This window comes from Flavobacterium psychraquaticum (assembly GCF_034497725.1).
GTDB classification, from domain to species: Bacteria; Bacteroidota; Bacteroidia; order Flavobacteriales; family Flavobacteriaceae; genus Flavobacterium; species Flavobacterium psychraquaticum.
Genome location: NZ_JAXKVR010000030.1, coordinates 79,517 through 94,068, shown reverse-complemented (window position 1 = coordinate 94,068; position 14,552 = coordinate 79,517). Strand labels below are relative to the sequence as shown.

Annotated in this window: 12 protein-coding genes; 3 read left to right on the top strand and 9 right to left on the bottom strand. The window is 32.7% G+C overall.

The window, feature by feature from the left end; translation table 11 throughout:
• Nucleotides 1-3 precede the first annotated feature (3 nt).
• Nucleotides 4-1,119 carry a lipid-A-disaccharide synthase gene (gene lpxB, locus T1L09_RS10195; protein ID WP_322550861.1) on the bottom strand — a complete coding sequence of 372 codons (1,116 nt, stop codon included), beginning with the start codon at nt 1,117-1,119 and terminating at the stop codon, nt 4-6.
• Between the two features lie 34 nt (nt 1,120-1,153).
• Nucleotides 1,154-1,921: a 5'/3'-nucleotidase SurE gene (gene surE, locus T1L09_RS10190; protein ID WP_322550860.1), complete on the bottom strand. Its 768-nt coding sequence runs from the start codon at nt 1,919-1,921 to the stop codon at nt 1,154-1,156.
• A gap of 138 nt (nt 1,922-2,059) precedes the next feature.
• On the opposite strand from surE, the gene T1L09_RS10185 reads away from it, so the two are divergent.
• On the top strand, nt 2,060-4,231 hold the full coding sequence (locus T1L09_RS10185; RefSeq protein ID WP_322550859.1) for a carboxy terminal-processing peptidase: 2,172 nt from the start codon (nt 2,060-2,062) through the stop codon (nt 4,229-4,231).
• A gap of 38 nt (nt 4,232-4,269) precedes the next feature.
• Here the strand turns inward: T1L09_RS10185 and T1L09_RS10180 are convergent, their stop codons facing one another.
• A complete protein-coding gene (locus T1L09_RS10180; RefSeq protein ID WP_322550858.1) occupies nt 4,270-4,839 on the bottom strand; it encodes a hypothetical protein in 570 nt (189 codons plus the stop codon).
• Between the two features lie 52 nt (nt 4,840-4,891).
• Here T1L09_RS10180 and T1L09_RS10175 point away from each other — a divergent pair, with 52 nt between their 5' ends.
• The gene (locus tag T1L09_RS10175; protein WP_322550857.1) at nt 4,892-5,683 is read left to right on the top strand and encodes a DNA/RNA non-specific endonuclease; all 792 of its coding nucleotides are present in this window, start codon (nt 4,892-4,894) and stop codon (nt 5,681-5,683) included.
• 1 nt (nt 5,684) lies between these two features.
• Here the strand turns inward: T1L09_RS10175 and rodA are convergent, their stop codons facing one another.
• From rodA to purH, 6 genes are all read right to left on the bottom strand, one after another.
• Nucleotides 5,685-6,941 carry a rod shape-determining protein RodA gene (gene rodA / locus T1L09_RS10170; protein WP_322550856.1) on the bottom strand — a complete coding sequence of 419 codons (1,257 nt, stop codon included), beginning with the start codon at nt 6,939-6,941 and terminating at the stop codon, nt 5,685-5,687.
• Nucleotides 6,942-6,946: 5 nt separating this feature from the next.
• On the bottom strand, nt 6,947-8,872 hold the full coding sequence (gene mrdA / locus T1L09_RS10165) for a penicillin-binding protein 2 (RefSeq protein WP_322550855.1): 1,926 nt from the start codon (nt 8,870-8,872) through the stop codon (nt 6,947-6,949).
• Nucleotides 8,869-9,372 (bottom strand): rod shape-determining protein MreD, encoded by a 504-nt coding sequence (locus T1L09_RS10160; RefSeq protein ID WP_322550854.1) that lies wholly within the window; start codon nt 9,370-9,372, stop codon nt 8,869-8,871. The genes mrdA and T1L09_RS10160 overlap by 4 nt, the downstream gene beginning before the upstream one ends.
• Nucleotides 9,373-10,203 carry a rod shape-determining protein MreC gene (gene mreC / locus T1L09_RS10155; protein WP_322550853.1) on the bottom strand — a complete coding sequence of 277 codons (831 nt, stop codon included), beginning with the start codon at nt 10,201-10,203 and terminating at the stop codon, nt 9,373-9,375.
• A gap of 10 nt (nt 10,204-10,213) precedes the next feature.
• A complete protein-coding gene (locus T1L09_RS10150) occupies nt 10,214-11,242 on the bottom strand; it encodes a rod shape-determining protein (RefSeq protein ID WP_322550852.1) in 1,029 nt (342 codons plus the stop codon).
• A 141-nt stretch (nt 11,243-11,383) separates the two neighbouring features.
• Nucleotides 11,384-12,916: a bifunctional phosphoribosylaminoimidazolecarboxamide formyltransferase/IMP cyclohydrolase gene (gene purH, locus T1L09_RS10145; protein WP_322550851.1), complete on the bottom strand. Its 1,533-nt coding sequence runs from the start codon at nt 12,914-12,916 to the stop codon at nt 11,384-11,386.
• A gap of 218 nt (nt 12,917-13,134) precedes the next feature.
• Between purH and T1L09_RS10140 the strand changes: the two genes are divergently transcribed.
• On the top strand, nt 13,135-14,493 hold the full coding sequence (locus T1L09_RS10140) for an aldehyde dehydrogenase (protein WP_322550850.1): 1,359 nt from the start codon (nt 13,135-13,137) through the stop codon (nt 14,491-14,493).
• Nucleotides 14,494-14,552: the final 59 nt, after the last annotated feature.

Below are 14,552 nucleotides of genomic sequence, written 5' to 3'. Positions count from 1 at the left end.
GCTTTATTTCATTAAAGAATTTATAATTAATGCTGCTGTTTTTTTACTTGCGCCTTCACCTCCTAAATTCTGTTTTAGCTGTGCATATTCCTTTAAAAGCTTCGCACGACCATCAGTATTTAAAATTTTATTTAATTCTATTTTTAAATTTTTGGTAGTCAATTCTTCCTGAATCAGCTCTTTTACTACTTCTTTGTCCATAATTAAATTGACTAATGAAATGTATTTTAAGGTCAGAATACGTTTAGCAATTTGGTAAGAAACCCAACTACCTTTGTAGCAGACCACTTCGGGTACATTAAACAAAGCCGTTTCCAAGGTTGCTGTTCCTGATGTAACTAATGCTGCGTGCGAATGACTTAATAAATCGTAAGTTTTATTCGCAATAAATTTTACATTTTCATTATTTAAAAAGTTCTCATAGAATTCATATTCTTGACTCGGTGCACCGGCAATTACAAACTGATAGTCAGGAAAATCATTTACAACAGAAAGCATAATCGAAAGCATTTTTGCAATTTCTTGCTTACGACTTCCCGGCAATAATGCGATGATTGATTTTTCGTTCAGAGCGTTATCTTTTCTAAATTGAGCATCTGAAATTTCTGTTCGATCAGCAATAGCGTCAATTAATGGATGACCTACAAAATGAACAGAAAAATGATGTTTTTTCTCATAAAAATCTTTTTCAAACGGAAGAATTACGTACATAAAATCGACATCACGTTTAATGGCTTTGATACGATTTTCTTTCCACGCCCAAATTTGAGGTGAAATATAATAATGTGTTGGAATATTTCGGGCTTTCGCCCAAGTGGCAATTCGCATATTAAATCCTGGATAGTCAATAAATATTAGCACATCAGGTTGAAAAGTTTCAATATCTCTTTTGCAAATTTTGATGTTACTAAGAATCGTTTTTAAATTTAGAATAACTTCCAAAAAGCCCATAAATGCTAATTCACGATAATGCTTTACCATCGTTCCGCCAACGTTTTGCATCAAATCGCCACCCCAAAAACGAATTTCTGCGTTTGGTTCTTTTTCATACAGCGCTTTCATTAAATTGGCGCCGTGTAAATCGCCTGAAGCTTCTCCAGCTATGATGTAATATTTCATTTAAACTTTATTCTTGAATAAATATACAACTATTTTATAATTCCCAAGCATTCAATTGCTGAATTGCGTGATGTGCCGTTAAATCAAATTGAACCGGAACAATTGAAATGTAGCCGTTTTCTAAAGCCCACTCATCGGTATCAGTTCCTTTATCTTGGTTAACAAATTTCCCAGTTAACCAATAATAATCTTTTCCTTGTGGATTTGTACGTTTGTCAAACTCTTCTTGCCACATCGCTTTTGCTTGACGGCAAATTTTCACTCCTTTTATCTCTTCTTCGCTTAATTTAGGAAAATTTACGTTTAAAATTACTCCCTCAGGCAATCCTTTTTCTAAGACACCTAAAGCAATTTTTCTTACGTAATTTTTTACAGGTTCAAAATCGGCATCCCAGTTGTAATCTAATAATGAAAAGCCGATGGCAGGAATTCCTTCAATTCCGGCTTCGACCGCGGCACTCATCGTACCAGAATATATTACGTTTATAGAAGAATTTGATCCGTGATTAATTCCCGAAACACATAAATCTGGTTTTCTTTTTAGTAGTTGGTTTACAGCAATTTTTACACAATCCACCGGTGTTCCGCTACAGCTATATTCTTCAGTATCTGAGTCATTTAGTGTAGTTTTTTCGAGTTTAAGCGTGTTGTTTATGGTGATTGCGTGACCCATCGCACTCTGTGGACTGTCTGGTGCGACAACCACCACATCACCAATTTCTTTCATTACTTCAATCAAAGCTCTAATTCCTGGTGCTACAATGCTATCGTCATTTGTAATAAGGATGAGTGGTTTTGCCATTTTATTCTTTTTGGCTAAATTAAATAATTTATATGAAACCTTTTCGTCTGGGAAGAAAATTATGTGTTTAACAAAAAATTATAGTAAATTATATACTTGTGGCATGGTTTTTTATGTAATTTAGTTGAAAATTTTTTAATGAAAAGAATTGTGGAATTTATGAAAAGAAATTATAAGGTTATTTTGTTGATAGTTGCTCTTTCAGCCGTTTTGTGGAGCTTTATGCCAAACGAAAAGAAGCAAGATCCTGAAAAGGATAGAACTATTTTGGAACTACTAACGATGGTGTTAGAACGTGGTCATTATAGTCCGGTTGCAATTGATGATGATTTTTCTGTCAAAGTGTATGATAAATATATTGACGGAATGGACCCTACCAAGCGTTTCTTTTTGCAAGGTGATCTTGATGAATTTAGTAAATACAAAAAAGGAATTGATGACTTAATCAAAAATAAAGATTTGACTTTCTTTGAGTTAACAAATAGTCGTTTCTTGCAAAGAATGGAAGAATCTCGGGATATTTATAGTGCTATTTTGAAAAATCCATTTGATTTTAACGCAAATGAGACTATCAGTGTAGATTATGAAAAGATGGCCTTTTCCAAAAACAAAAAGGAATTAAATGAGCGTTGGAGAAAACAATTGAAATTGCAAGCACTTTCTTCAATTGTAGATAAGCAAAAACTAGAACAAGATAAAAAGGAAAAAGATGCGTCTTATGAAATGAAATCTTTTGAATTAATCGAAAAAGAAGTGCGTGAAAATTCTTTGAAATCGTTAAATGAATATTTTGATTTTGTTCAAACGGAATTAGATAGAAATGATTGGTTTTCTATTTTTCTAAATGCTATTGTTGAACGTTTTGATCCACACACATTCTATTTTTCACCAGAAAACAAAGAAAAATTTGATGTAAGTATGAGCGGCACTTTTCAAGGAATTGGTGCAAAATTACAGAAGAAAGAATCAGGTGTTGAAGTTTCTGAATTAATCTCTGGCGGACCCGCTTGGAGAGGTAAACAATTAGAAGCGGGCGACTTGATTATGAAAGTAGGTCAAGGAAAAGAAGAGCCAATGGATGTTGCAGGAATGCGATTAGATGATGTGGTGAAAAAAATTAAAGGAGCAAAAGGAACAGAAGTTCGATTAACAGTTAAAAAAGTAGATGGTACCATAAAAGTGATTTCAATTATTAGAGATGAGGTTGAAACGGAAGAAACGTTTGCAAAATCATCCGTTGTCGAAAAAGACGGAAAGAAATTTGGAATTATTTATTTGCCAAAATTCTATATTAGTTTTGAAAATAAACTAAAAAGAGATGCTTATAAAGACGTAGCGATTGAAATTGAACGTTTAAAAGAGCAAAATGTTGACGGAATTGTAATGGATTTACGCGATAATGGAGGAGGTTCACTAGAAACGGTCGTTCAAATGGTTGGTTTATTCATCAAAGAAGGACCAGTTGTTCAAGTAAAAGCACCAGGAAGAGATGCAGATGTTTTGCCTAATCCAGATAAACAAATACAAACAGACTCTAAAATGCAATATGATGGGCCGTTAGTAGTTATGATTAATAATTTTTCGGCCTCGGCTTCTGAAATTTTTGCTGCTGCTATTCAGGATTATAATAGAGGAATTGTTGTAGGTAGTAAACACTCTTACGGAAAAGGAACGGTGCAAAACGTAATTGATTTGAATCAGTTTGTTAGAGGAAATTCTTATGGCGATTTAGGGGCTTTAAAAACTACGATTCAAAAGTTTTATAGAATAAATGGTGGTTCAACACAAAGAGAAGGAGTAAAAAGCGATATCGTTTTTCCAGATCGTTTTGCTTATTTAGATATGGGTGAGCGTGATGAAGAAAGTGCTTTACCTTGGGATAAAATTGCACCCGTAAAGTATAATGCAATAGCAGTTAATTATGAAAGTATTATTGCCAATTCAAAAAGAAGAATTGAAACTAACCCTAATTTTGGTTTAATTAATGACAATGCAAAATGGATATTTGAACGTAAAGATGAAAACAATTACAGCTTAAATATCAACGAATTTAAAAAGCAAAATGATATTGTTGATGCCAAAATTAAGAAGTACAAAGCTATATCTGAATATAACAACAATTTGAAATTTAAATCATTACCTAATGAAGTTGTGTTGTTTGAAAAAGATACTTTGTTGAAGCAGAAGCGCGATCGCTGGCACGAAGATTTGCAGAAGGATATTTATGTCGAAGAAACTTTAAATGTAATTTCCGAAATGAAGCCAATAGGAAATGCAAAGGTTTTAGTAAAGAAAATAAGTTTGAATTAATACAAAAAAATCCCGATTCATTATGAATCGGGATTTTTTTAATCTAATTTTTTAAGTTTAGTTTCTGCTTTATCTAAATCTTTTTGTAACTCTAATGATTTACTTTCATGCTTTAGAAGTTTCTCTCTCCATTTCAAATCATCTTTTTCTGAAAGTTTGCCTTTTCTCTTTAGATTACCATACTTTTCTTGATCCTTTTCTAAAGACTTTTTCTGTTTAGCAACTTTGTCTTTTGCTTTATAAATATTTTTCTGAACTTTAGCTCTTTGGTCAATTTCCTTTTGCGCTTTTTTTAATTCTTTTTCTGCTTTTTTCTGCGCTTTCTCTGCATCTTTAATCGCTTTCTTTTGTTCTTTCTCCGCCTTTTCTCGATCTTTGATTGCTTTTTCTTCTCTCTTGATGCTTTCTTTTTCAGCTTTTATCCGCTCATTTTCTGCTTTTTCATTGGCTTTTGTGAGTTTTTGTTCAGCGTTCATCCGTTCTTTTTCCGCTTTTTGTTCTAGCATTAGCTTTTCTTGCTTCACTTTTAATGTGTCCACAATAATTTCTTGAGCTAAAACACCTTGTAGGCTAAACAAGCCGATTAGAATAAAAATTTTTATTTTCATGATTTCAATTTTAATAATTATCTTTATAAAGGTAACAAAAACTACGCCAATAATGAAAAGAAAAAGCCTAATACTAATTTTACTAATATTTGTTTCTTGCAATGATTTAAACCCTTCAAGAGCGGTAGAAATGGATGTGAGCAACTCTATTACCAAAGGGGAAAGTATCGCGTCAAAATTTGATTTTATGCCTACATCTACTACAAATGCTGTTGTAAAAAGAGAGGGTTATAGTTTTTCCTATGCTGAAGATTTTGAACAAAGCGAATGGGTTGCTTATTCTTTACAGTCTTCTGATTTCAAATATGCTAATTATGAAAGACCCTTTTTTGAGCAAGACCTCTTAGTAAAAACAAATTCTGCAGATTGGAGAAATTATAAAAATTCAGGCTATGACAAAGGCCATTTATGCCCTGCTGGTGATCGAAAAGCAAGTTTTACTTCCTACAAAGAAACTTTTTTCACTTCTAACATTTCGCCGCAACGACATGATTTTAATTCAGGTGTTTGGAATCGATTAGAAGAGAAAACGAGATATTGGGCAGAAAAATACAATGGAATTTATGTAATTACGGGTGGTATTTTAAGTGATAATTTAAAAACTATTGGTAAAGAAGAAGTAGCGGTGCCAAATTATTTTTATAAAGTATTGTTAACTCAAGACTGCAAGAGAATGATTGGTTTTTTAGTACCTCACAAAAACTCAAACAAACCATTATATGAATTTGTGATTTCTGTAGACGCAATAGAAAAAATGACTGGAATTGATTTCTTTCCGAATTTAAGCGATTCTAATGAATCGGTATTAGAAAAAAATGCTGAATACAAAAATTGGAGTTTTTAAATTACCATTCATTTACTTTATTAGCATCCAATTTAATGAAAATAAATAAGAGTATAGTAAAGGACCATAAACTAGAACCTCCATAGGAGAAAAAAGGTAGAGGAACTCCAATAGTGGGGAAAAGTTTGATTAACATTGCGATATTTACGAAAAAGTGTGTAAACAAGTAAGTTGCTACACAATAGCCATAAACTCTACTAAATTTAGTTTTCTGATGTTCTGCTAGATAAATTATTCTTAAAAAAAGCGCAACAAATAAAATGATTACAGTTATACTTCCTAAAAATCCCCATTCTTCGCCTACTGTTGTGAATATATAGTCGGTATGTTGTTCAGGTACAAAACCACCTTTCGTTTGGGTTCCTTCTAGATATCCTTTGCCTGTTAGTCCGCCAGAACCGATTGCAATCATCGATTGATTTAAATTATAACCTTCTCGTTTCATGTCTACATCATCGCCAATTAATACATTAATACGATCTTTCTGATGAGGTTCTAAAACAGAGTCATATACATAGTCAACAGAATAGGTAAAAGCAGCCATAGCAATATAAAGCAGCCCATATACAATAGGATTTCTAGTGATTTTTCTATTAAAAATATAGTGAATAATCATCAAAACGGCCAATGCACCTATGATATAAGTTGGTTCAATTACAAGCGATGCGAAAAAAAGCACAACGGCTGTAATCCCTGAAATAAAATACCAACTGGGCAATCCTTCTCTGTTTAAAACAAATATTAAGGAGAGAAAAATCATGGCACTACCGGCATCGGGCTGTAGCAAGATTAGAAAAATAGGCACAAAAATAATTGCTAACCCAATGATTTGATGCTTGGTGAATTTGAAGTTAATCTGCGAATAACTGATAAATTTTGCTAATAGTAGAGCAGTTGCGATCTTAACAAATTCTGATGGTTGAAACCCAAATCCGCCAAATTGGTACCAGTTGGTTTGTCCTTTTTTGGTTACTCCGAAGACGAATAGACCGAGTAATAGCAAAATCCCAATTGCATAAAAAACAAATGACAGGCGTTCGAATATCTTGGCATCTGTAAATAATATTACTAAAATTAGAGGAATCGCAAGGCCAATAAATAGCATTTGACGACCATAAGTTTGAGATAAATCAAAAATGGGAGTTTCTTCCACAGGAAGCGATGCTGAATAGATAGTCATCCAACCTAATCCTACTAAAATAACATAAAGCAAGATGGTAATCCAGTCGATTCTATTTCTTACACTTTGATTTCTCATTTGAATTACTCTTGCTCTTCTTTTATAGCTTCGTCTATTGTTTTTTTAATAACTGTAGCTGTTTCCTCTTCTTTCGTTTGTTCTGGTATGCGCTGGCGGATGATGTTTTCAATTTTTTCATATTCAGAAGCTAAGCTTCCATTTAGCATTTTTTCTTCCAGATCTGTACGGGTAATTTTTCCATTTACATATTTTTCCACCATTAAGGTAGCAATTGGTCCTGCCCATCTACTTCCCCAATAACCGTTCTCAATAAATACAGCTATTGCAATAGTGGGATTTTCTTTTGGTGCAAATGCCACAAAAATGGAGTGGTCTTTTAATTGATAGGTTTTGCCAGCAACTCTAATTTTGTTTTCTGCTGTTCCTGTTTTACCACATATTTCTAAACCTTCAACTCTTAAACTAGAAGCAGTACCAACATTATAAACATCTGCTAATCCCTGAATCATTGCGGGGAAAAATTGTTTGTCAATTGTAGAATAATGTTTTGTTGTGAATTTTTTATCTAGCGCTTGTCCTTTAATTTTTTTAACGATGTGCGGTGTGTAAAAATAACCTTGATTAGCGACAACTGCCATCATATTTGCTAGTTGAATAGGTGATGTTAATATTTCGCCTTGCCCAATAGAATTGGAAATGATATAAGAACTTCTAATCGGTGCGCCATTGTACATTTTTTTATACATTTTGGAAGTCGGAACCAAACCTTTAGCACCAATAGGCATATCAGTTCCTAAGTATTGTCCTAATCCAAAACTTCTAACATGATTGGCCCAATTATCTACACTATAATATGAATCTTTGTATTTTTCGATTGTTCTTTTATAAGTGTTTCCAAAATAACTGTTACAAGATTTGTAAGTTCCATTATTTAGTTGAAGCGTATGTAAACCACAGTGACATTTCATAAAGCGACCAAAGTTGGCGCCTCCATTACAGTAAAAAACGGTGTTCTCATCAATTACTTCTTCTTGCAAACCAATTAACCCGGTAATAATTTTAAAGGGTGAACCTGGTGGATATGTCGCTTGAAGTCCTCTATCATATAGTGGTTTTGCAATGGAATCATTATAGAGTGCTGTGTAATTTTTTGATCGCTGACGACCAACAAGCATAGCTGGATCAAATGTTGGGGCTGAAACCAAAGCTAATATTTCACCTGTTTTTGGTTCTATGGCAACAATTCCGCCTCTTTTATTAATCATTAATTCTGTACCATATTTTTGTAATTCATGGTCAATTGTTAACGTTAAGTCTTTTCCTTGTTGAGAAATTGTATCAAATTCACCATTTTTATATGGTCCAATTATTTTGTTGTGTTTATCTCGAAGAAGATATTTTATCCCTTTTACGCCTCGAAGTATTTCTTCATATTCTTGTTCAACTCCTTGTTTGCCTATTAAATCTCCTGGATTATAATACGGGTTTTGGTCTATTATAGCTTCATTTACTTGTGTAATAAAACCAAAAATATTAGCACCATCTTTAACTTGGTAATCTCTTAAAGCTCTTTTTTGGGTATAAAAACCTTCAAATTTTCTTTCTTTTTCTTGAAAAGCCGCATATTCTGCCTTGTTTAATTGCGATAAAAAAACGGATGGCAATATTGGACTATATATTTTTGCTTTTTCTAATTTTCGGACAAAATCAACTTTGGTGATGTGCAATAAATTACAAAATTCAGTGGTGTCAATTTCTTTAATTTCTCTAGGGACAACCATAATATCATAGGAAGGTTGGTTAGCCACAAGTAGTTTTCCGTTTCTATCATAGATATAACCGCGCTCTGGAAAATCAAAAACCTTTTTGATGGCATTATTTTCCGATTTTAATTTCAAGGTTTCATCAATCACTTGTAAATAAAAAATACGAGCAATTAAGATAATAGAAGTAATAATGATTACCGTTGGTAAAACAATTTTTCTCATCGTTTGTTTGGCTTAATTAAGAAGATGATAAGTAATGAAATGATGAAAGTGAACAAGGTACTCAATAAGGTTCTCATCAATATATCAAAAATTAAGTCTAATCTCAAAAATTCAAAAAAGAACAATATGAAATGATGTATAAATATAGCTAGCACAAGTAACGTAATTCTTTCAGGAGTAATTTTATCCGCAATTTTCACGGTTTGATATTCATAACTCAAACCGAAAGCAAATTTAAATAATGCAGGTCTAAAATAAGCTAAAGTAATAGATGCCATAGTATGAATGCCGCCAGAATTTGCGAACATATCTAGTAAAATTCCCATTGCAAAACTGCTTAAAAGCAAAACTGCTTTATTACTATTGACAGGATATAACAAAATGAATAAAATGTAAGGATACGGATTTAAATATCCAAACAAATTGATATTGTTGAATAGTAAAATTTGTAGTGCCAAAAACACTATAAATCGGATGCTATTTAAAATATTATTATTCACTTATTTCTTTGGTGCTGCTGTTTTAATTTCTAAAGCTTCTTTCTCTTGTTTCTTTTTATTTTCGATGATATAAACGTAGCCAATGGAAGTCATGTCATTGAATAGTCGAACATTGATTGTGTAGTAATTGGTTTTCTTATCGATGAAAATTTTATCAACTTTTCCAATCGGAACATTTTCCGGAAAAATATCGGAATTTCCTCCAGTTACAATAGAGTCGCCTTTTTTTAAGGAAGCTAATCTAGGAACATCAATTAATTGAGCGAACCCAACATTTTTCCCATCCCAAACCAAAGAACCAAAATGCTCTGAATGTTTAATTTTAGCATTGATTTTTGACTTAATATTCAAAATACTCTGGATAGTAGAGAAGTTGTCTGATGTTTTTTCAATTAAACCGACAATACCTTTATCATTTACAACGCCCATATCTGTTTTAATTCCAGCTTTAATTCCAGCATTAATTGTAATATAGTTTTCCCTTTTGTTAAATGAATTCTTAACGGTTTTTGCTACTACAACATTAAAATTGTTTAAGTCGCTTCTAAAAACAGTTTTTGAAGTTAGTAAAGTATCTTTTTTATTGAAAAGTAATTCTTTAAGTAAAGCATTTTCTGAAGCTAATTCCTTGTTTTTTTCTTTTAAACTTAAGTATTCATTAGCTTCATTAATTTTCTCGTATACAGTTCCTGTGACTGCATTTGCAGAATTTACATATTCACTTCGGTGATAAGAATGTGACTTAATCGTTAGCGTTAGCGATATAATTAAAAGCAGCAAAAACAGCAATCGATTGCTGTTTTTTATGATAAAACTAATTATTTGCTGCATGAATTATTTTTTATTTATTCAGTATTCCTTTGTATTTGTTGATGTTCTTTAGGGCCATTCCGGTTCCTCGTACTACAGCTCTTAAAGGATCTTCTGCGATATAAACAGGTAAATCTGTTTTTAATGAAATTCGTTTGTCTAATCCACGCAACATAGAACCACCACCTGCTAAATAAATCCCTGTATTATAAATATCAGCAGCTAATTCTGGCGGAGTCTGCGATAAGGTTTCCATTACAGCATCTTCAATTCTTTGGATAGATTTGTCTAACGCTTTTGCAATTTCACGATAAGATACATCTACTTGTTTTGGTTTTCCTGTAAGTAAGTCTCGTCCTTGCACTGACATATCTTCCGGCGCATTGTCTAAATCTTCTGTAGCAGCGCCAATTTGAATTTTAACTTTCTCTGCGGTTGTTTCTCCAACAAATAAATTATGTTGTGTTCGCATGTAATATACAATATCGTTGGTGAAAACGTCACCTGCTATTTTAACGGATTTATCACACACAATTCCACCAAGTGCAATTACAGCAATTTCTGTTGTACCACCACCAATATCAACAATCATATTCCCTTTTGGTTGCATAATGTCTACTCCGATACCGATAGCTGCTGCCATAGGTTCGTGAATTAAATACACTTCCTTACCGTTTACACGCTCAGCAGATTCTTTTACCGCACGCATTTCTACCTCCGTAATTCCGGAAGGAATACAAATAATCATACGAAGTGCCGGCGTAAATAATTTTTTCTTTAAAGCGGGAATGCTTTTAATAAACATTTTAATCATCTGTTCCGAAGCATCGAAATCAGCAATTACTCCATCTTTTAACGGACGAATTGTTTTTATGTTTTCATGCGTTTTCCCTTGCATCAAATTTGCTTCCTGACCTACAGCGATAATTTTTCCCGTTATTCGGTCTCTAGCGACAATAGACGGAGCGTCAATCACAACTTTATCATTGTGAATAATTAAGGTATTTGCGGTGCCAAGGTCAATTGCAATGTCCTCGGTCATGAAATCAAAAAATCCCATAAGTTAAAGAATGGTTTAGGGTTTTGTGAAAAAAGTTTTCAACTACAAAATTATAAAAATTATCTGGAATAACTCCAAATAAAAGCGCATTAAAATAATTTATTTTAATGCGCTTAAAATTTTTATTTTTTCAACTAAATATTAATGCTTAAAATGACGTATTCCAGTAAAAACCATAGCCATCTTATGGGCGTCGCAATAGGTAATGCTTAAATCATCTTTAATAGATCCACCGGGTTGAATTACTGCTGTTATTCCTGCATTATCTGCAATTTCAACGCAGTCTGGAAATGGGAAAAACGCATCACTTGCCATAACTGCGCCTTTTAAATCAAATTGGAATGAAGTTGCTTTTTCAATGGCGTGTTGCAAAGCGTCAACTCTTGAGGTTTGTCCTGTTCCTGAAGCAAAAAGTTGTCTGTTTTTAGCAAAAACAATAGTATTTGATTTGGTGTGTTTGCAAATCTTTGAAGCAAACAATAAATCTTCAATTTCTTCCGCTGTTGGAGCTGTTTTTGTTACTGTAGTTAAATGTGCTTTTGAATCAGTTACACCGTCTTTGTCTTGAACCAAAACGCCATTTAAACAAGTCCGAACAGTAGTTTGTGGTAAAGCAATATCGTTTAAAACTAAAATAATTCTATTTTTCTTTTCTTCTAAAATAGCAATAGCTTCAGGTTCGTATGAAGGCGCGATTACCACTTCACAAAATAAATTATTAATTTCCTTTGCCGTAGCAACATCAATTTTTCCATTAGCAATTAAAACTCCTCCAAAAGCTGAAGTTGGATCTCCTGCCAAAGCATCTAAATAGGCGGCAACCATTGTGCTTCTTGTTGCTAAACCGCAAGCATTATTGTGTTTTAAAATAGCAAAAGTAGGATTTTCTCCTTTAAATTCGTTCATTAAATTCACCGCCGCATCAACGTCTAGTAGGTTGTTATATGATAGTTCTTTACCGTGTAACTTTGTAAATATTTTATCAAAATCGCCATAGAAAAATCCTTTTTGATGTGGATTTTCTCCATAGCGTAAAACTTGTCCGTTTTGTTCGCTAATTTTTAATACTGGTTCTTCTTGTTCTTGATTGAAATAGTTAAAAATAGCTCCGTCATAATGTGAAGACACATTGAATGCTCGCGCTGCTAATAATTTTCTATTTGCTAAAGTTGTAGCACCATTGTTTTCTGTATAAAAATTCAAAAATGGAGCATATTGATCTACTGAAGGCACAATTGCTGTGTCTTTGAAGTTTTTAGCTGCAGCTCTAATTAATGAAATACCACCAATGTCGATTTTCTCGATAATATCAGCTTCACTAGCACCAGATGCAACCGTTTTTTCAAAAGGATATAAGTCAACAATTACTAAATCGATTTGCGGAATTTTAAATTCTTGCATTTGTTTTACATCACCTTCGTTGTCTTGACGGTTTAAAATACCACCAAAAATCATTGGATGCAAAGTTTTTACTCTTCCACCTAATATTTCGGGAAAAGAAGTAATGTCTTCAACAGCCACAACTGGAATACCTAAATCTTTGATAAAGGTTTCAGTTCCTCCCGTCGAATAAATAGTTACGTTATTTTGATGAAGTGCTTTAACTATTGGCTCTAAGCCTGTTTTGTCAAATACAGAAATTAATGCCGAAGCAATTTTTTTTGTTGAGTTCATTATGTTGTGTTGTTTTGTGGGGCAAAAGTAGTTATACTTCTTAAAACATTCAAACATAATAGGAAGTGATTTTTAATAGGAAGTCATTTTATCTTTTCAAGTATAATTATTTCAATAATAGGAAGTAATGATTTTTAAATTTTAGTAAAGTTTTATCAGTCAGATTTCGATATATCTTTAATTTATTGTTTAATTTTAAAATTCTAAACCTTTACACTATGAATACTGTTTTCCAAAATCAAAAGGCTTTTTTTAATTCAAACGAAACGAAGTCAATAGACTTTAGAAAACAGCAGTTGCGAAAATTAAAAAAGATTTTAAAAGAAAATGAACCTTTACTGTTTGATGCAATTTACCTCGATTTCAAAAAGGCAAAATTCGAAACCTATACCACAGAATTGAGTTTATTGTATGGTGAAATCGCTACAGCACTTTCAAATTTGAATTCTTGGTCAAAAAAGAAAATAGTTAGTACTAATTTTGCAAACTTTCCCGCAAAATCATATATTATTCCAGAACCTTTAGGAACTGTTTTGATTATTGGCGCTTGGAATTATCCGTACCAATTAGCGCTTGCTCCCGCGATTGCAGCTTTAACTGCGGGAAATACAGTAATTCTAAAACCTAGTGAAATTGCACTCCATTCTAGTGAAATTATGGCTAAAATTATAAACGAATCTTTTGATGCATCTGTTTTTTACGTGCAGGAAGGTGGCGTTTCAGAAACTACAGCGCTGTTAGAATTACCTTTTGATAAAATTTTCTTTACCGGAAGTACGCAAGTTGGAAAAATAGTATATCAGGCTGCTGCTAAGAATCTTACGCCAGTTACTTTAGAGTTGGGTGGGAAAAGTCCAACATTTGTATGCAAAGATGCCAATTTAAAAATGGCTGCAAAACGAATGGTTTGGGCAAAATTTTTAAATGCTGGACAAACTTGCATAGCGCCAGATTATGTTTTGGTGGCAGATTCAATTAAAGATGCTTTTTTGAAAGAAGTAGTTCAAGAAATTGAAAAAACGAGTTATTCTATTGCCAATGAAAATTATGTTCAAATTATTAACGACAAAAACTTCAATCGTTTAGCGAAATTAATCAATCGTGATAAAATTTATTACGGCGGGAAATACGATAAGTCGGAACGTATTATTGAGCCAACCATTTTGGATAATTGCACTTTTGATGATTTAGTAATGCAACAAGAAATTTTCGGACCTATATTACCAATTATATCTTATACAAATCTTGAAGAAGCAATTGCACAAGTGAAGCAAAGAGAAAAACCTTTATCTTGTTATGTATTTACTAGTTCTAAGGTAATTCAAAATAAAATAGAAAGCGAACTTTCTTTTGGTGGTGGTGCAATTAACGATGCAATTATGCATATTTCAAATGATAAAATGCCATTTGGTGGTGTTGGCGCTAGTGGAATGGGTCACTACCATGGGAAATTTGGTTTTGATACATTTTCTCATTTTAAAAGCATTTTAAATAAACCTACGTGGTTAGAATTCGATTTCAAATATTCGCCTTATACCGAGTGGAAGCAAAAAATAATTAAAATGTTATTGGGTTAAGATGCGTTTTGTTGATTTTTTTGTAACATTATGCCTCTTTCGTCTACTTATTTAGTATA

What these genes read in the sequence shown, in the direction of transcription:
- T1L09_RS10150 (WP_322550852.1), bottom strand. Translation starts at nt 11,242, where the DNA reads ATGGGATTTTTTGATTTCATGACCGAGGACATTGCAATTGACCTTGGC.
- mreC (WP_322550853.1), bottom strand. Translation starts at nt 10,203, where the DNA reads ATGCAGCAAATAATTAGTTTTATCATAAAAAACAGCAATCGATTGCTG.
- purH (WP_322550851.1), bottom strand. Translation starts at nt 12,916, where the DNA reads ATGAACTCAACAAAAAAAATTGCTTCGGCATTAATTTCTGTATTTGAC.
- T1L09_RS10140 (WP_322550850.1), top strand. Translation starts at nt 13,135, where the DNA reads ATGAATACTGTTTTCCAAAATCAAAAGGCTTTTTTTAATTCAAACGAA.
- T1L09_RS10185 (WP_322550859.1), top strand. Translation starts at nt 2,060, where the DNA reads ATGAAAAGAATTGTGGAATTTATGAAAAGAAATTATAAGGTTATTTTG.
- mrdA (WP_322550855.1), bottom strand. Translation starts at nt 8,872, where the DNA reads ATGAGAAAAATTGTTTTACCAACGGTAATCATTATTACTTCTATTATC.
- T1L09_RS10175 (WP_322550857.1), top strand. Translation starts at nt 4,892, where the DNA reads ATGAAAAGAAAAAGCCTAATACTAATTTTACTAATATTTGTTTCTTGC.
- T1L09_RS10180 (WP_322550858.1), bottom strand. Translation starts at nt 4,839, where the DNA reads ATGAAAATAAAAATTTTTATTCTAATCGGCTTGTTTAGCCTACAAGGT.
- surE (WP_322550860.1), bottom strand. Translation starts at nt 1,921, where the DNA reads ATGGCAAAACCACTCATCCTTATTACAAATGACGATAGCATTGTAGCA.
- lpxB (WP_322550861.1), bottom strand. Translation starts at nt 1,119, where the DNA reads ATGAAATATTACATCATAGCTGGAGAAGCTTCAGGCGATTTACACGGC.
- rodA (WP_322550856.1), bottom strand. Translation starts at nt 6,941, where the DNA reads ATGAGAAATCAAAGTGTAAGAAATAGAATCGACTGGATTACCATCTTG.